The 17,230-nt window shown below is 60.3% G+C and carries 9 protein-coding genes; 8 read left to right on the forward strand and 1 reads right to left on the reverse strand.

Annotated elements, in window-relative coordinates; genetic code table 11:
• Positions 1-133 precede the first annotated feature (133 nt).
• The 5 genes from RTCIAT899_RS15110 to RTCIAT899_RS15135 all read left to right on the forward strand — a co-directional run bounded on the left by RTCIAT899_RS15110 (position 134) and on the right by RTCIAT899_RS15135 (position 10,924).
• Positions 134-3,454, forward strand: a complete 3,321-nt coding sequence (locus RTCIAT899_RS15110) for a transglutaminase family protein (protein WP_015341111.1) — start codon at positions 134-136, stop codon at positions 3,452-3,454.
• 13 nt (positions 3,455-3,467) lie between these two features.
• On the forward strand, positions 3,468-5,885 hold the full coding sequence (locus RTCIAT899_RS15115; protein WP_015341112.1) for a circularly permuted type 2 ATP-grasp protein: 2,418 nt from the start codon (positions 3,468-3,470) through the stop codon (positions 5,883-5,885).
• A 4-nt stretch (positions 5,886-5,889) separates the two neighbouring features.
• Positions 5,890-6,768, forward strand: a complete 879-nt coding sequence (locus tag RTCIAT899_RS15120) for a transglutaminase family protein (RefSeq protein ID WP_015341113.1) — start codon at positions 5,890-5,892, stop codon at positions 6,766-6,768.
• A 151-nt stretch (positions 6,769-6,919) separates the two neighbouring features.
• Entirely contained in the window at positions 6,920-8,164 is a 1,245-nt protein-coding gene (locus tag RTCIAT899_RS15125; RefSeq protein ID WP_015341114.1) for a vWA domain-containing protein, read from the forward strand.
• 297 nt (positions 8,165-8,461) lie between these two features.
• Complete coding sequence (locus RTCIAT899_RS15135) at positions 8,462-10,924, forward strand: glycogen/starch/alpha-glucan phosphorylase (protein ID WP_041677667.1); 2,463 nt, start codon at positions 8,462-8,464, stop codon at positions 10,922-10,924.
• A 134-nt stretch (positions 10,925-11,058) separates the two neighbouring features.
• Here the strand turns inward: RTCIAT899_RS15135 and RTCIAT899_RS15140 are convergent, their stop codons facing one another.
• Positions 11,059-12,255 (reverse strand): IS256 family transposase, encoded by a 1,197-nt coding sequence (locus RTCIAT899_RS15140; protein ID WP_004110519.1) that lies wholly within the window; start codon positions 12,253-12,255, stop codon positions 11,059-11,061.
• 100 nt (positions 12,256-12,355) lie between these two features.
• On the opposite strand from RTCIAT899_RS15140, the gene glgB reads away from it, so the two are divergent.
• The 3 genes from glgB to glgA are packed head-to-tail and all read left to right on the forward strand — an operon-like array spanning position 12,356 to position 17,229.
• Positions 12,356-14,494: a 1,4-alpha-glucan branching protein GlgB gene (gene glgB, locus RTCIAT899_RS15145; protein ID WP_425281486.1), complete on the forward strand. Its 2,139-nt coding sequence runs from the start codon at positions 12,356-12,358 to the stop codon at positions 14,492-14,494.
• Positions 14,495-14,520: 26 nt separating this feature from the next.
• Complete coding sequence (glgC, locus tag RTCIAT899_RS15150) at positions 14,521-15,783, forward strand: glucose-1-phosphate adenylyltransferase (protein WP_015341117.1); 1,263 nt, start codon at positions 14,521-14,523, stop codon at positions 15,781-15,783.
• Positions 15,784-15,786: 3 nt separating this feature from the next.
• Entirely contained in the window at positions 15,787-17,229 is a 1,443-nt protein-coding gene (gene glgA / locus RTCIAT899_RS15155) for a glycogen synthase GlgA (protein ID WP_015341118.1), read from the forward strand.
• The last annotated feature ends 1 nt before the right edge of the window (position 17,230 follow it).

Here is a 17,230-nt window from a genome sequence, read left to right on the forward strand (position 1 = left end):
CTTTTGTTTTGGCATGCCACAGCAGGACTTTCCGAAGTGCCTGGAGACACCTTGCTTTCTTTCGCTGCATTGCACACACTGCCTATGGGAACAGCAATCACCGCACAACGATGCGGGCTAGGCAAAGAGACATATGGCGATCAAGGCAAGCATCTATCATCTCACCCATTATAAATACGACAATCCGGTTCGCCTCGGTCCCCAGATCATCCGTCTGAAACCCGCCTCGCATTCCAAGACGCGCGTGCTGAGCCACGCGCTCAAGGTCACCCCGGCAAACCATTTCGTGAACCTGCAGCAAGACCCCTACGGCAACTATCTCGCCCGCTTTGTCTTTCCCGATCCGGTGACCGAACTGAAGATCGAGGTCGACCTCGTCGCCGATATGACGGTCTACAATCCCTTCGACTTCTTCGTCGAAGAGGAAGCGACGAAATGGCCCTTCGAATATCCCGAGACGATCCGTGAGGATTTGTCGATCTATATGAAGCCTGAGGAGCCTGGTCCCCGGCTGAAAGACTTCCTCGCCACGCTCGACCGCTCGGAACAAAAGACCGTCGACATGATCGTCGGCCTCAATGCACGGCTGCAGCAGGAGATCGGCTATGTCATCCGCATGGAAGCCGGTGTCCAGACGCCTGAGGAGACCTTGGAAAAAGCGAAAGGCTCCTGCCGTGACACGAGCTGGCTGCTCGTTCAGGTGCTGCGCCATCTCGGCCTCGCCACTCGCTTCGTCTCCGGCTACCTCATCCAGCTGACACCCGACCTGAAGGCGCTCGACGGTCCCTCCGGGACCGAGGTCGACTTCACCGATCTGCATGCCTGGGCAGAAGTCTATCTTCCCGGCGCCGGCTGGGTCGGTCTCGATCCGACCTCCGGCCTTCTGACGGGCGAGAGCCATATCCCGCTCGCCGCCACGCCGCACTACCGCAACGCCGCACCGATCTCGGGCGGATATTTCGGCGAAGCCAATACCGAATTCGATTTCGACATGAAGGTCGCCCGCGTCGCCGAGCATCCGCGCATCACCAAGCCCTTTTCCGACGAAAGCTGGGATGCATTGAACGAACTCGGCGAAAAGGTTGACGCGATCCTCAAGGAAGATGACGTGCGCCTGACCATGGGCGGCGAACCGACCTTCGTCTCGATCGACGATTTCCAGTCCGAAGAATGGAACACCGCCGCCGTCGGCCCGACCAAACGCGACCTTGCCGATCAGTTGATCCGGCGCCTGCGCGAGCGCTTCGCCCCCGGCGGCTTCCTGCAGTATGGCCAGGGCAAATGGTATCCCGGCGAAAGCCTGCCCCGCTGGACCTTCTCGCTTTACTGGCGCAAGGACGGACGGCCCATCTGGCAGAACCCCGCTCTGATCGCCGAAGAAACGGCACAGACCGGTGCGGACTCGGAGCGCGCCGGCAAGCTTCTGAATGCGATTGCCGAGGAACTGGCAATCGAGCCCGACATGGTGCAACCGGCTTACGAAGACCCGGCTGAATGGATCGTCAAGGAAGGGAGCCTGCCGGAGAACGTTGATCCTTCCAATTCGAAGCTCAAGGATCCCGAGGAGCGCAGCCGTATCGCTCGTGTTTTCGAGCGTGGTCTGACGACTCCAACCGGCTACATATTGCCCATACAGGCATGGAACGCGCGCGCCGGCGGTACGCGCTGGGTCAGCGAAAAATGGCGCACGCGCCGCGGCAAGATTTTCCTTGTGCCCGGCGATTCTCCGGTCGGCTATCGCCTGCCGCTTGGCACCCTCCCATATGTGCCGCCGTCACGCTATCCCTATATCCACACGGCCGATCCCTCCATTCCGCGCATGCCTCTGCCTGACGTCATCGTGCCGGCTGGCCGCACCATGCCGGAAGCCTCGTTCCAGGTGGATGAAAGCTCGCAATCGCGGGTCGAACAGACGCTCGGCGAAATCGGCGGCGCCGTCCGCACCGCGATCTCTGTCGAACCGCGTGACGGTCGGCTGTGTGTCTTCATGCCCCCGGTCGAAAAGATCGAACATTATCTCGAACTGCTGGCAGCGGCCGAGAATGCCGCGGCTGAACTTGCGCTGCCGATTCACATCGAAGGCTATTCGCCGCCACAGGACGAACGCATCAACGTCATTCGCGTCGCGCCTGACCCGGGCGTGATCGAGGTCAATATCCATCCCGCGTCGAACTGGCAGGACTGCGTGGACATCACGACGGCGGTTTACGAAGAGGCGCGACAGACACGCCTCGGCACGGACAAATTCCTGATCGACGGGCGTCATACCGGCACCGGTGGCGGCAATCATGTCGTCGTTGGCGGCGCCAATCCGAACGACAGCCCGTTTCTTCGTCGTCCCGACCTGTTGAAGAGCCTGGTGCTGCACTGGCAGCGCCATCCCTCGCTCTCCTACCTCTTCTCCGGCCTATTCGTCGGCCCGACAAGCCAGGCGCCGCGCATCGATGAAGCCCGTCACGACAGCCTCTACGAGTTGGAAATCGCGCTGGCCCAGGTGCCGGCGCCAGGTCGCGGCATCCAGCCGCTCCCCTGGCTGGTGGACCGGCTCTTCCGCAATCTTCTAACCGATGTCACCGGCAACACGCACCGCTCGGAAATCTGCATCGACAAGCTGTTTTCGCCGGATGGACCGACGGGACGCCTCGGCCTCGTCGAATTCCGCGGTTTCGAAATGCCGCCGAATGCCCGCATGAGCCTTGCCCAGCAATTGCTGGTGCGCGCGCTGATCGCCCGCTTCTGGCGCAGCCCGATCGATGGCAAGTTCGTGCGCTGGGGCACGACGCTGCATGATCGCTTCATGCTGCCGCATTATATCTGGCAGGATTTCCTCGACGTTCTCGGCGACCTTCGCGAAAACGGCTTCGACCTCAGACCGGAATGGTTCCAGGCGCAGCTCGAATTCCGCTTCCCCTTCTGTGGCGAAGTCGAATATGAGGGCAGCAAGCTGGAGCTGCGCCAGGCGCTGGAACCATGGCATGTCATGGGCGAAGAAGGTGCGATCGGCGGCACCGTACGCTACGTCGATTCGTCGGTCGAGCGCCTGCAGGTGCAGTTCGAAACCTCCAATCCGTCGCGTTATACGGTGACCTGCAACGGCCGTCCCGTACCGCTGACGCCGACGGGAATGGCGGGCGTCTCGGTCGCGGGCGTGCGCTACAAGGCATGGCATCCGGCTTCCGGTCTGCATCCTGTGCTTCCCATCGATACGCCGCTGACCTTCGACATCTACGATACCTGGTCGCGTCGCTCGATTGGCGGCTGCATCTACCATGTTGCCCATCCGGGCGGCCGCAACTACGACACCTTTCCTGTCAATGGCAACGAGGCGGAAGCACGACGTCTTGCGCGTTTCGAGCCTTGGGGGCATACAGCAGGTGGTTATGCCGTAAGACCGGAGACTGCATCGGTGGAATTCCCGCTGACGCTCGACCTCAGGCGGCCGGCGGGAATTTGAAACGAGACTGTGCATGGGTAGAAAACGGGCGACGGAACGACGGGACGAGGTAAAGACCGGCACTGCCAAGGCACCGGTCTTTGCCTATCGTCCCCTGCCCGGCGTCGCCGACGAAATGGTCGACAATACCGGCGCCGTGCGCCCGGTCTGGCAAAATTTCCTCTCGGCGCTGACGCGTATGACGGAAGAGGGATTGACCGAGCGCTTCGCCCGCGCCGACCGCTATTTGCGCGATGCAGGCGTCTTCTATCGCGCTTATGGGACAGCGGGTGTCAGCGAACGCAACTGGCCGATCTCCCATATCCCCGTGCTCATCGACGAACGCGAATGGCAGGCTCTCTCCGAAGGCCTGCAACAGCGCGCCGATCTGTTGGAATCGGTCATCGCCGATATCTATGGCGACAGCCGACTGGTGAGCGAAGGGCTGCTGCCGCCGGCCTTGATTGCCGCCAATCCGGAGTTCCTGCGCCCGCTTGTCGGCATCAAGCCCGCAAGCGGCCATTACCTGCATTTCCTGGCTTTCGAGGTCGGCCGCGGTCCTGACGGCAATTGGTGGGTGCTGGCTGACCGCGCGCAGGCGCCATCCGGCGCCGGCTTCGCGCTGGAAACCCGCGTCGCCACAACCCGCGCCTTCTCCGATATCTACGCGGAAACCAAGGTCCATCGCCTCGCCTCCTTCTTCGGCGCGTTCCGCGATGCCCTGCTCGGCGGCAAGCGCGGCGCCGAAGGCCGCGTCGCCGTCCTGACGCCGGGGCCTGCCAACGAAACCTATTACGAACACGCCTATATCGCCCGCTACCTCGGCTTCATGCTGCTCGAAGGCGAGGACATCACCGTCGTCAACGATCAGCTGATGGTGCGCACTGTCGCAGGGCTGCGGCCGATCAGCGTGTTATGGCGCCGCCTTGATGCTTCCTACGCCGATCCGTTGGAGCTCAACCAGCGCTCCCATATCGGCACGCCCGGCCTCGTCGAAGCCCTGCGGGCGCAGACGGTAACCATCGTCAATGCGCTCGGCTCCGGCATTCTCGAGACCCGAGCACTGCTCGCCTTCATGCCGACCATCTGCCGGCATCTGCGCTCCGAGGAATTGAAGTTGCCCTCGATCGCGACCTGGTGGTGCGGCCAGAAGAGCGAGCGTGAACATGTCGCCGCCAATATCGAGAAAATGGTTATCGGTCCGGCCTATTCCTGCATGCCCTTCTTCGATGATAACGGCCAATCCGTGCTTGGCTCGACGCTGCGCAGCACCACCCGCGATTCGATCGCGGACTGGCTGGCGACCGAGGGTAACAAGCTGGTGGGCCAGGAGGTCGTGACACTTTCGACGACTCCGGCCTGGGTCAATGGCAAGCTCACGCCGCGGCCGATGAGCCTGCGCGTCTTCGCCGCCCGCACGGAAAACGGCTGGCAGATCATGCCCGGCGGCTTTGCCCGCATCGGCAGCGGCGACGATGTCGCCGCGATTGCCATGCAGGCCGGCGGCTCGGCTGCCGATGTCTGGATCGTCTCCGACAAGCCAGTCGAGGCGCACACGCTTCTGCCGGCAGAAGAAACTTTCACCCGCAACATGCCGGGCAGCCTGCCCAGCCGGGCGGCCGACAACCTCTTCTGGCTCGGCCGCTATATCGAGCGCGCCGAAGGTGCACTGCGCATCCTGCGCGCCTGGCACGGACGTTTTGCCGAAGCCGCCGATCCGAACCAGCCGCTGCTTGCCGATGTCAGCGCCTATCTTGCCGCCATCGACATCGATACCAAGCAAGCGGTGCCGGAAAACCTGCTGCGCAACATCGATAGCGCCGTCTATTCGGCCAGCAACATCCGCGATCGCTTCTCTCCCGATGGCTGGCTTGCGCTGAACGATCTCGCCAAGACGGCACGCCGCTTCAAGGAAGGCGTGAAGCCTGGCGATGACGCCAGCCATGCCATGACGATCCTGCTGCGCAAGCTCGCGGGCTTCGCCGGTCTCGTGCATGAAAACATGTACCGCTTCACCGGCTGGCGCTTCCTGTCGCTCGGCCGCTATATCGAGCGCGGCCTGCACATGACCCGGCTGCTCGGCCATATGTCCGGCCCCGATGCGCCCGACGGCGCGCTCGATATGCTGCTGGAGATCGGCGACAGCGTCATGACCCATCGCCGCCGCTACAACGTCAATACCGCTCGTCTGACGGTGACGGATCTGCTCGCGCTCGATCCGCTCAATCCGCGCTCGATCCTTTTCCAGATGAACGAGATCCACCGCGAGGTCGAGCAATTGCCGAATGCCTACGTCAACGGCCAGATGTCACCCTTCTTCCGCGAAGCCATGCGTCTGCATTCGGGGTTGGCAGTGATGACGCCCGAAGCAATGACGGTCGAAGTCTACCAGCAGCTGGCGCGCGAACTGGAGCGGCTATCCGATCTGCTGGCACGCACCTATCTCGGATGACGTAATGCTCTACGACCTCTCGCTTCACATGGGCTATATCTATGACGTGCCGGCGAGCGGCGCGCGGCATATATTGCGCGTCATGCCGCTCTCCCTGCCCAACCGGCAGAGGCTGATAGCCGGCTCGGTGAAGATAACGCCGGGGCCGGACGAGCAATCCCACTTCACGGATTTCTTCCAGCATCCGGCGACTTCGATCCTCGTGCGCGAGCCCCATGAAAGGCTCGATATCCGCATGCAGGCGCGTGTTCAGGTGGAGAGCCAGCCCGTTGGGGCGGACTTCTCGCCGCTGCTCGCCAAGCTGCCAGAGGAGATCAATGATTGCTGGTCGATCGATCCGTCTTCGCCCCACCATTTTCTCGGCAGCAGCCCGCGTCTGCCGGACACGAGGGAAATCGCGGATTACAGCAGACAATGGAAAACAGCCAATCTGACGACCCTGCAGATCGCCCATGCGGTCTGCGCGCAGGTACACAAGGACTTCGTCTATGATACCGAGGCGACGACAGTGGACACCACGCCGAGGGAAGCCTTCCGCCTCAAGCGCGGCGTCTGCCAGGATTTCTCGCATGTCATGATCATCGCGCTTCGCAGCCTCGGCATTCCCGCCGGCTATGTCAGCGGCTTCCTGCGCACCATTCCGCCGCCCGGCAAGGAAAGGCTGGAGGGCGCCGATGCCATGCATGCCTGGGTGCGCGTCTGGTGCGGCGAAACGGCGGGCTGGATCGAGCTCGATCCGACCAACAATATTCCCGCCGGCACCGATCACATCGTCGTCGCCTATGGCCGCGATTATTCGGACGTTGCGCCCGTTATCGGCGTACTGAAGAGCTACGGCAATCAGGAAGCCGTTCAGGCAGTAGATGTAATTCCACTAAAATAGAATATACTTAAAGTAGTAAAAAGTTGAAGCAAATCGCGTCAGATGAAGTAGTTTGTTAAAAATCTACTGGCCGCTTAAACGTTCAACTAATATTTGTAATCGATAGTCCCGCCGTTCTTGAGAATCCAACTCTTTCCAATAGGCGGACATGATGATTGCCGGCTCCAATTTACTTTGCGCATTGAAACAACTTTTACGCGATAGAGCCGGAAATTTTGGCATCCTGACGGCGATTGCAGTCCCGGTGCTGGCCGTAGCGGGTGGTGTGGCGGTCGATGTCACGAACATGTCGCTGACACACAGTCAGCTTCAGGAATCCACGGATGCCGCCGCGCTCGCTACGGCAACGGCGCTTGCGGACGGCAGTGCAACCACGACAACCGCCAAGGATATGGCCAACAATTTCGTCCTCGGCCAGATGTCGAATTATCTTGCCGGTGATACGGATGCTACGAATTCACTGAAAGCCGGCACCAGCACGACGGTGACAAAAACGACCGATTCCTCTGGGAATTCGGGTTACACGGTCGCTGTGAATGCATCCTATTCAATGCCCGTGAACAGCATGACCCGGCTGACTGGGCAGAGCTCCCTGAACATTTCTGCGTCCAGCACGTCAACCAGCGGAAAGACTACTGAAACCCAGAAGAATGCGCTGTCGATGTATTTCGTTCTGGACCGCTCCGGATCCATGGATGAAGCCACGGACACGGTTAATACCGAGCAACCTACCCAAACATATAGCTATGGTTGCTTAAAAACGAATTCGCAAGGCTGGCAGGAGTGGGGTACGTGCACTGCCACCAAGACGAATTACTATACAAAAATGGAATCTCTGAAGATTGCGACGTCTAATCTCTCCGCGCAACTGAGCAAGGCTGACCCGAACATGATGTATGTTCGCACCGGGGCAGTTTCCTATAACAACGTCGCCCAAACGGCGACAGCTTTGGCCTGGGGTACGAGCGGCATCACAACATATGTCAACAACTTGACGTCAAAAGGTTCCACGAATTCGGCGCCTGCTTTTACGGCGGCAGTCGACGCGTTGACGAAACCGTCTGCGACAGCCGGGCTGACGAACGAGCAACTTCAGCACAAGAATAAGAGCGGCGTCAAAAATCCAACCATGTACATTGTTTTCATGACCGACGGCGAAAACAACGTGACAAATGCTGATGCGGATACCAAAGCACAGTGCGACAAGGCACGCAGCAATGGCATCCATGTGTACACGATCGCCTTCATGGCACCGGAAAATGGCCAGGCCTTGCTGAAGTACTGCGCTACTTCAGCCTCAGACTACTTCACACCCCAAAGCGCGGCGGATCTTTTCAAGGCGTTCACGACAATCGCCACGGAAACATCGAAGCAAATGACGCTCCTGACCAAGTGATCGCGCCCGGCATCCGCGCGGAGCAACCACCGATAGACTACAAAATAAAAGCCGCGCGATACGAGTATCGCGCGGCTTTTATTTTGATCGATGCGCGAATAAGAACCCGAAATATCATCAGAATCAAGTCCTTTCGCGTTCACTGGAAACCTTTCGCCGCAATTTTCGCATCCGCGCAACTCGCTTGTTGCAACTGCTTTACATCGGTGCGTAAACTGATAGTGAAACGGAAAGGCAAATCGATTTAATTGGCCGTAACACGCTGAATATAAATCACAAATGGCGAGAGTTGATAGTATGAATAACTTGACGAAGGCCGATCTCCCCGTTCCAGCCCCGCGCAGTTCCCGCCCCGAAATCCTTGCCGAAGAAATCATCGAGCGCCTGACATACCGCATCGGCAAGGACGCGAAGGTCGCCAAGCCGCATGACTGGCTGACGGCAACGATCCTCGTCATTCGCGACCGCGTCATCGACAAGTGGATCGAATCGACCCGCAAGACCTACGAGACGAACGCCAAGCGCGTCTACTATCTATCGCTCGAATTCCTGATCGGCCGCCTGATGCGCGACGCCATCTCCAATCTCGGCCTGATGGAGGAGATCACCAACGCTCTCGCTTCGCTGGGCGTCGATATTCGTGTCATCGCCGGCCTCGAGCCCGACGCGGCGCTCGGCAATGGCGGTCTTGGCCGTCTAGCCGCCTGTTTCATGGAATCCATGGCAACCGTCGACGTGCCGGCCTACGGCTATGGCATTCGCTACGTCCACGGCCTCTTCCGCCAGCAGATGGCCGATGGCTGGCAAGTGGAATTGCCGGAAACCTGGCTGGCGCACGGCAACCCGTGGGAATTCGAACGCCAGGAAAGCTCCTATGAAATCGGCTTCGGCGGCGCCGTCGAGACCATCGGCAGCCACGACGATCAGCCGCGTTACGTCTGGAAGCCGGCCGAGCGCGTCATCGCCACCGCATTTGATACACCCGTCGTCGGCTGGCGCGGCAAGCGCGTCAACACGCTGCGCCTCTGGTCGGCGCAGCCGATCGACCCGATCCTGCTCGATGCCTTCAACGCCGGCGATCACATCGGCGCGCTGCGTGAAAGCAACAAGGCCGAAAGCCTGACACGCGTCCTCTATCCCGCCGATGCGACGCCCGCCGGCCAGGAGCTGCGCCTGCGCCAGGAATTCTTCTTCTCGTCCGCCTCGCTGCAGGACATCCTGCGCCGTCACCTGCAGCAATATGACGATCTGACCAATCTCGCCGACAAGGTCGCGATCCAGCTGAACGATACACATCCGGCCGTCTCCGTCACGGAAATGATGCGCCTGCTGGTCGATGTCCATGGCTTCGATTTCGACAAGGCCTGGGACATCACCAGAAACACCTTCGGATACACCAATCACACCCTGCTGCCGGAAGCTTTGGAAAGCTGGCCGGTGCCGCTGCTCGAGCGGCTTTTGCCGCGCCACATGCAGATCGTCTATGCCATCAACGCCAAGGTTCTGGTGGAAGCGCGCAAGCTGCGCAATTTCAGCGACATCGAAATCCGCTCTATCTCGCTCATCGACGAAAATGGCGATCGGCGCGTGCGCATGGGCAACCTCGCCTTTGTCGGCTCGCATTCGATCAACGGGGTTTCCGCGCTTCATACCGACCTGATGAAGGTCACGGTCTTTGCCGACCTGCACAAGCTCTATCCGGACCGCATCAATAACAAGACGAACGGCATCACGCCGCGGCGCTGGCTGATGCAGTGCAATCCCGGCCTGACCAATCTCGTACGCGAGACTATCGGCGACGCCTTCCTCGACGATGCCGAGCAGCTGAAGCCGCTGGATCAGTTTGCACACGACAGCGCCTTCCAGGAGAAGTTCGCTGCCGTCAAGCGCGCCAACAAGGTGCAGCTCTCCAATCTCGTCGCCAGCCGCATGGGCATCAAGCTCGATCCGAATGCGATGTTCGATATCCAGATCAAGCGCATTCACGAATACAAGCGCCAGCTTCTGAACGTTATCGAGGCCGTTGCGCTCTACGACCAGATCCGCTCGCATCCCGAGCTCGATTGGCAACCGCGCGTCAAGCTCTTTGCCGGCAAGGCGGCGCCGAGCTATCACAATGCGAAGCTCATCATCAAGCTGATCAACGACGTCGCCCGCGTCATCAATAATGACCCATCGGTGCGCGGCCTGCTGAAGGTCGTCTTCGTGCCGAACTACAACGTCTCGCTGGCAGAGGTCATGGTTCCGGCCGCCGATCTTTCCGAGCAGATTTCGACCGCCGGCATGGAAGCCTCGGGCACCGGCAACATGAAATTCGGCCTCAACGGCGCGCTGACTATCGGCACGCTTGATGGCGCCAATGTCGAAATGCGCGACAATGTCGGCGAGGACAATATCGTCATCTTCGGATTGCGGGCCGATGAGGTCGCAAACCTGCGCACCGACGGCCATAACCCTCGTGCCATCATCGAGCGCTCGCGCGAATTGGCTCAGGCTCTGTCAGCCATCGCCTCCGGCGTCTTTTCTCCCGACGATCGCAACCGCTATGCCAGCCTGATCGACGGCATCTATAGCCACGACTGGTTCATGGTCGCCGCCGATTTCGACGCCTATGCCTCGGCCCAGCGCGAGGTCGATATTCTTTGGGCCAATCCATCCGAGTGGTATGCGAAGACGATCAACAATACCGCTCGCATGGGCTGGTTCTCCTCCGACCGGACGATCCGTCAGTATGCCAAGGAAATCTGGAGAGCCGGATGAAAAAGCCGAAAGAGCCCGCTGATGGCACAAGCTTGAGGGATATTTCGGCAGGGGATATTGCTGCAATTCGATCATGTCCCAGGACGTGGTGTAGCTTAGACGACCACGGCTCATCCCAGAGGGTCGGATGAGTATCAGCTTGCTGCTGGCAGGCTGATGAGCGGATCATCGCTCATTGTGGCGATTGTCTCAAGTGTCATGTAGCGGGATCGCTGGACGGCCCATTCATCGTTCTGTTCGAGCAGCAGCGCACCGACCAGGCGCACGATGGCGTCGTCGTTGGGGAAAATGCCGACGACCTCTGTGCGCCGCTTGATCTCACCGTTCAATCGCTCAATGGGGTTGGTCGAGTGAAGTTTGGCCCAATGCTGCTTGGGAAAGGTCATGTAGGCGAGCACGTCTTGCTCGGCACTGTCCATGAGACTGGCGAGCTTCGGTACCTTTGGCCTGATCTGGTCGGCGACGTTGCGCCACTGAGTGCTTGCGGCCTCCGGCGTGTCCTGAGCGAAGGCCGTTGCAATGAACGCGGAGACAACCCGGCGTCCGCTCTTTCCAGCATGGGCCAAGGCATTGCGCATAAAGTGCACCCTGCAGCGCTGCCAGGTGGCGGAAAGCACTTTCGATACTGCGGCCTTGATGCCCTCATGGGCATCGGAGACGACGAGCTTGACGCCGCGCAGCCCCCGCCTGATCAGCTTTCGAAGAAACTCGGTCCAGATCGCCTCGGCCTCGGACGTGCCGATCTCCATGCCGAGCACTTCGCGTCGGCCATCGGTGTTGACGCCGACGGCGATGATTACGGCGACGGAGACAATACGACCACCGCGCCGAACCTTGAGGTAGGTCGCATCGATCCACAGGTAGGGCCATTCTCCTTCGATGGGCCTGTCGAGGAAGGCCTTCACCTTCTCATCGATCTCCTCGCAGAGCCGGGACACCTGACTTTTGGAGATGCCCGACATGCCCATGGCCTTGACGAGGTCATCAACAGAGCGGGTCGAAACACCCTGGATATAAGCCTCCTGGATGACCGCCGTCAGAGCCTTCTCGGCCATGCGGCGCGGCTCCAGGAAGCTCGGGAAGTAGCTGCCGGTGCGAAGCTTGGGAATGCGCAGCTCGACGGTGCCCGCCCGTGTCTCCCAATCCCGGTCGCGATAGCCGTTACGCTGGGCCAGCCGGAAGCCATTCTTCTCGCCATAGGCCGCGCCGGTCTTCGTGCCGACCTCCAGCGCCATCAGCTTCTCGGCAGCAAAGCCGATCATCTCCCGCAGCAAATCGGCATCAGCGCTCTTCTCAACGAGTGAGCGCAGGTTCATCATGTCGTCGGTCATCGGTGGTGTCCCTCAGGTTGGCTCTAAGCAACCCGACCCTACCGGAAATCACCGATGGCTATGAAATCAAGCTACACCACTCCATGGGACACGATCTGCAATTCTCGCAGGCACGCATTCCAATCCGTTCGCCGTTCTCGGCGTGCACAAGACGGATGAAGGCTATGTGGCCCGCTGTTTCATCCTTGGCGCGGAAGCTGTCACCGCCACGGCGCTCGACGGTTCTGTCATCGGCGAGCTCGAATGCCTCGATCCGGCAGGCTTCTTTTCCGGCGACGTCAAACTCGCCAAGCAGCAGCCGGTCCGCTATCGCGCCAGGCGCGGCGATGTCGAATGGGCTGTGACCGACCCTTACAGCTTCGGCCCGGTCCTCGGACCGATGGACGATTACTTTGCGCGTCAGGGCACGCATTTGCGCCTCTTCGACAAGATGGGCGCCCATCCGCTGAAGCATGAGGGCGTCCAGGGCTTTCATTTCGCCGTCTGGGCACCGAATGCACAGCGCGTTTCCGTCGTAGGCGATTTCAACAATTGGGATGGCCGCCGGCATGTCATGCGCTTCCGTTCCGATAGCGGCATCTGGGAAATCTTCGCCCCGGATGTGCCGGCCGGTGTCGCCTATAAGTTCGAGATCCGCGGCCAGGATGGCGTGTTGCTGCCGCTGAAGGCCGATCCCTTCGCCCGGCGCAGCGAACTCCGCCCAAAGACGGCGTCGGTCACCGCCAACGAACTGCTCCAGGTATGGGACGATGCCGCTCACCGCGAACATTGGGCAAGCGTCGACCAGCGCCGTCAGCCGATTTCCATTTACGAAGTCCATGCCGCTTCCTGGCAGCGCCGGGACGACGGTTCGATGCTGTCATGGGATGAACTCGCCTCGCGCCTCATCCCCTATTGCGTCGACATGGGCTTCACCCATATCGAATTTCTGCCGATCACCGAACACCCCTACGATCCGTCCTGGGGCTATCAGACCACGGGTCTTTACGCCCCGACCGCCCGTTTCGGTGAGCCGGAAGGCTTTGCCCGCTTCGTCAACGGCTGCCACAAGGTTGGGATCGGCGTCATCCTCGATTGGGTACCGGCGCATTTCCCGACCGACGAGCATGGCCTGCGCTGGTTCGATGGTACAGCGCTCTACGAGCATGAAGACCCGCGAAAGGGCTTTCATCCCGACTGGAACACGGCGATCTACAATTTCGGCCGCACCGAGGTTCTCGCCTATTTGCTGAACAATGCGCTCTACTGGGCGGAAAAATACCACCTGGATGGTTTGCGCGTCGATGCGGTCGCTTCCATGCTCTACCTCGACTATTCCCGCAAGCATGGCGAATGGATCCCGAACGAATATGGCGGCAACGAAAACCTGGAAGCCGTCCGTTTTCTGCAGTCCATGAACACCCGGCTCTATGGCGCTCATCCCGGCGTCATGACCATCGCCGAGGAATCGACCTCCTGGCCGAAAGTGTCACAGCCTGTCCATGAAGGCGGCCTCGGCTTCGGCTTTAAGTGGAACATGGGCTTCATGCACGACACGCTGAGCTACCTCGCCCGCGAGCCCGTGCACCGCAAATATCATCACAACGAGCTCACTTTCGGCCTGATCTACGCCTTCTCGGAAAACTTCGTGCTGCCGCTCTCCCATGATGAGGTGGTTCACGGAAAGGGATCGCTGATCGCCAAGATGGCCGGTGACGACTGGCAGAAATTCGCCAATCTGCGTGCCTACTACGCGTTCATGTGGGGTTATCCCGGCAAGAAGCTGCTCTTCATGGGCCAGGAATTCGCCCAGTGGAGCGAGTGGAGCGAAGAACGCGCGCTGGACTGGAACCTGCTGCAGTACCGCATGCACGAGGGCATGCGGCGCCTCGTTCGCGATCTCAATTTCACCTATCGCAGCAAGCCGGCGCTCCATGCCCGCGACTGCGAGGGCGATGGTTTCGAATGGCTTGTGGTCGATGATTTCGAAAACTCGGTCTTCGCCTGGCTGCGCAAGGCGCCGGGCGAAAAGCCGGTTGCCGTCATCACCAATTTCACGCCAGTCTATCGTGAGAATTACACCTTGCGTCTGCCGGCGGAGGGGCGATGGCGCGAGATATTGAATACCGATGCCGATATCTACGGCGGCAGCGGCAAGGGGAATGGCGGGCGCGTCCAGGCCGTGAATGCAGGCGGAGGCGTACAGGCGGTGATAACGCTGCCTCCGCTGGCGACGATCATGCTCGAACCAGAATTTTAAGATCACTACGGACAGGGAGGAATAAAATGGTAGAAAAACGTTTCCAGCCGCTGGCGCGCGATGCCATGGCCTACGTTCTTGCCGGGGGGCGCGGCAGCCGCCTGAAAGAACTGACCGACCGCCGTGCCAAGCCAGCCGTCTATTTCGGCGGCAAGACCAGAATCATCGATTTTGCGCTGTCAAACGCGCTCAATTCCGGCATCCGCCGCATCGGCGTCGCGACGCAGTATAAGGCGCACTCGCTGATCCGCCATATGCAACGCGGCTGGAACTTCTTCCGCCCAGAGCGAAACGAAAGCTTCGATATCCTGCCGGCCTCGCAGCGCGTCTCGGAAACGCAATGGTATGAAGGCACCGCCGACGCCGTCTACCAGAACATCGACATCATCGAGCCCTACGGTCCGGAGTATATGGTCATCCTTGCCGGCGATCATATCTACAAGATGGACTACGAATGGATGCTGCAGCAGCACGTCGATTCCGGCGCAGACGTCACTATCGGCTGCCTGGAAGTGCCGCGCATGGAGGCCGTCGGCTTCGGCGTCATGCATGTCGATGACAAGGACCGGATCATAGATTTCGTCGAGAAACCGGCCGATCCGCCGGGGATCCCCGGCAATCCCGATTTCGCGCTCGCCTCGATGGGCATCTACGTCTTCCATACGAAGTTCCTGATCGAATGCCTGAAGCGCGATGCGGCCGACCCGAATTCCAGCCGCGACTTCGGCAAGGACATCATCCCCCATATCGTCAAGAACGGTAAGGCGGTCGCCCATCGCTTCACGCAGTCCTGCGTTCGCTCGGATTTCGAGCGTGAAGCCTATTGGCGCGACGTCGGCACGATCGATGCCTACTGGCAGGCGAATATCGACCTGACCGCCGTGGTGCCGGAACTCGACATCTACGACAAGTCCTGGCCGATATGGACTTATGCGGAAATCAGCCCGCCGGCCAAATTTGTCCATGACGACGAGGACCGCCGCGGTTCGGCAGTCTCCTCCGTCGTCGCCGGCGATTGCATCATATCCGGGGCCAGCCTCTACAACAGCCTGCTCTTTACCGGCGTGCGCGCCAATTCCTATTCCAAGCTGGAGGGTGCGGTCGTGTTGCCGAGCGTCAAGGTTGGCCGCCGGGCACAGCTCAAGAATGTCGTCATCGACCACGGCGTCACCATTCCCGAAGGTCTGGTGGTCGGTGAAGATCCGGAACTGGATGCCAAACGCTGGCGCCGCACGGAAAGCGGCATCTGCCTCATCACCCAATCGATGATCGACAAGCTGGATCTGTAACCTATGAAGGTTCTCTCGGTTTCGTCCGAAGTCTTCCCCTTGATCAAGACAGGGGGTCTGGCCGATGTGGTCGGCGCCCTGCCTATTGCACTGAAGCCCTATGGCGTCGAAACCAAGACCCTCATCCCAGGCTATCCTGCGGTCATGAAAGCCATTCGCGATCCGGTTGTTCGTCTGGAGCTTCCGGATCTTCTTGGCGAGGCCGCCACCATTCTAGAAGTCGAGCACGCGGGCATTTCCTTCCTCGTGCTCGACGCACCGGCCTATTACAGCCGCACCGGCGGCCCCTATGTCGATGCGACGGGCAAGGACTATCCCGACAATTGGCGACGTTTCGCCGCGCTGTCGCTGGCCGGCGCGGAAATTGCAGCTGGTCTCCTGCCCGGCTGGCGGCCGGATCTCGTGCACGCACATGATTGGCAGTCGGCGCTGGTGCCGGTCTATATGCGTTACTATCCGACGCCGGAACTGCCGAGCGTTCTGACCATCCACAACATCGCATTCCAGGGCCAGTTCGGCGCCGATATCTTCCCCGGCCTTCGTCTGCCGGCGCATGCTTTCTCGGTGGAAGGCATCGAATATTACGGTGATGTCGGCTTCCTGAAAGGTGGGCTGCAGACGGCGCATGCCCTGACCACCGTCAGCCCTTCCTATGCCGAGGAAATCCTGACGCCGGAATTCGGCATGGGCCTCGAAGGCGTCATCGCCAGCAAGGCCTACAATCTCTACGGCATCGTCAACGGCATCGACGACGATATCTGGAATCCGGCGACCGATCCGATGATCGCGCAAACCTATAGCGCGGCGACGCTGAAGGAGCGCGCCATCAACCGCCATCGGGTCGTCGAGCATTTCGGCCTCGAAGAGGATGATGGTCCGATCTTCTGCGTCGTCAGCCGCCTCACCTGGCAGAAGGGCATGGATATTCTGGCGGAGGTTGCGAGCGAGGTCGTCCACATGGGTGGCAAGCTCGCAATTCTCGGCGCAGGCGACGCGGCGCTGGAGGGCGCGCTCTTTGCCGCAGCCGGCCGTCACCGCGGTCGCGTCGGCGTTTCGGCAGGCTACAACGAGCCCATGTCGCATCTGATGCAGGCCGGCTGCGACGCGATTATCATCCCCTCGCGTTTCGAACCCTGTGGTCTCACGCAGCTTTATGGCTTACGCTATGGCTGCCTGCCAATCGTTGCGCGAACGGGCGGGCTGAACGATACGATTATCGACGCCAACCACGCCGCGCTGCAGGCAAAAGTCGCGACCGGCATTCAATTTTCACCCGTCACCGCGGAGGGGCTGTTGCAGGCCATGCGCCGCGCGATGCACCTCTTCCAGGATCGAAAGGTCTGGACGCAGATGCAAAAGCAGGGCATGAAATCCGACGTATCCTGGGGCAGGAGCGCAGAACGCTACGCCGCTCTCTACTCCAGTCTAGTCTCGAGAGGCGCTTAAC

It is taken from the genome of Rhizobium tropici CIAT 899 (assembly GCF_000330885.1).
In the GTDB taxonomy this organism is placed as follows: domain Bacteria; phylum Pseudomonadota; class Alphaproteobacteria; order Rhizobiales; family Rhizobiaceae; genus Rhizobium; species Rhizobium tropici.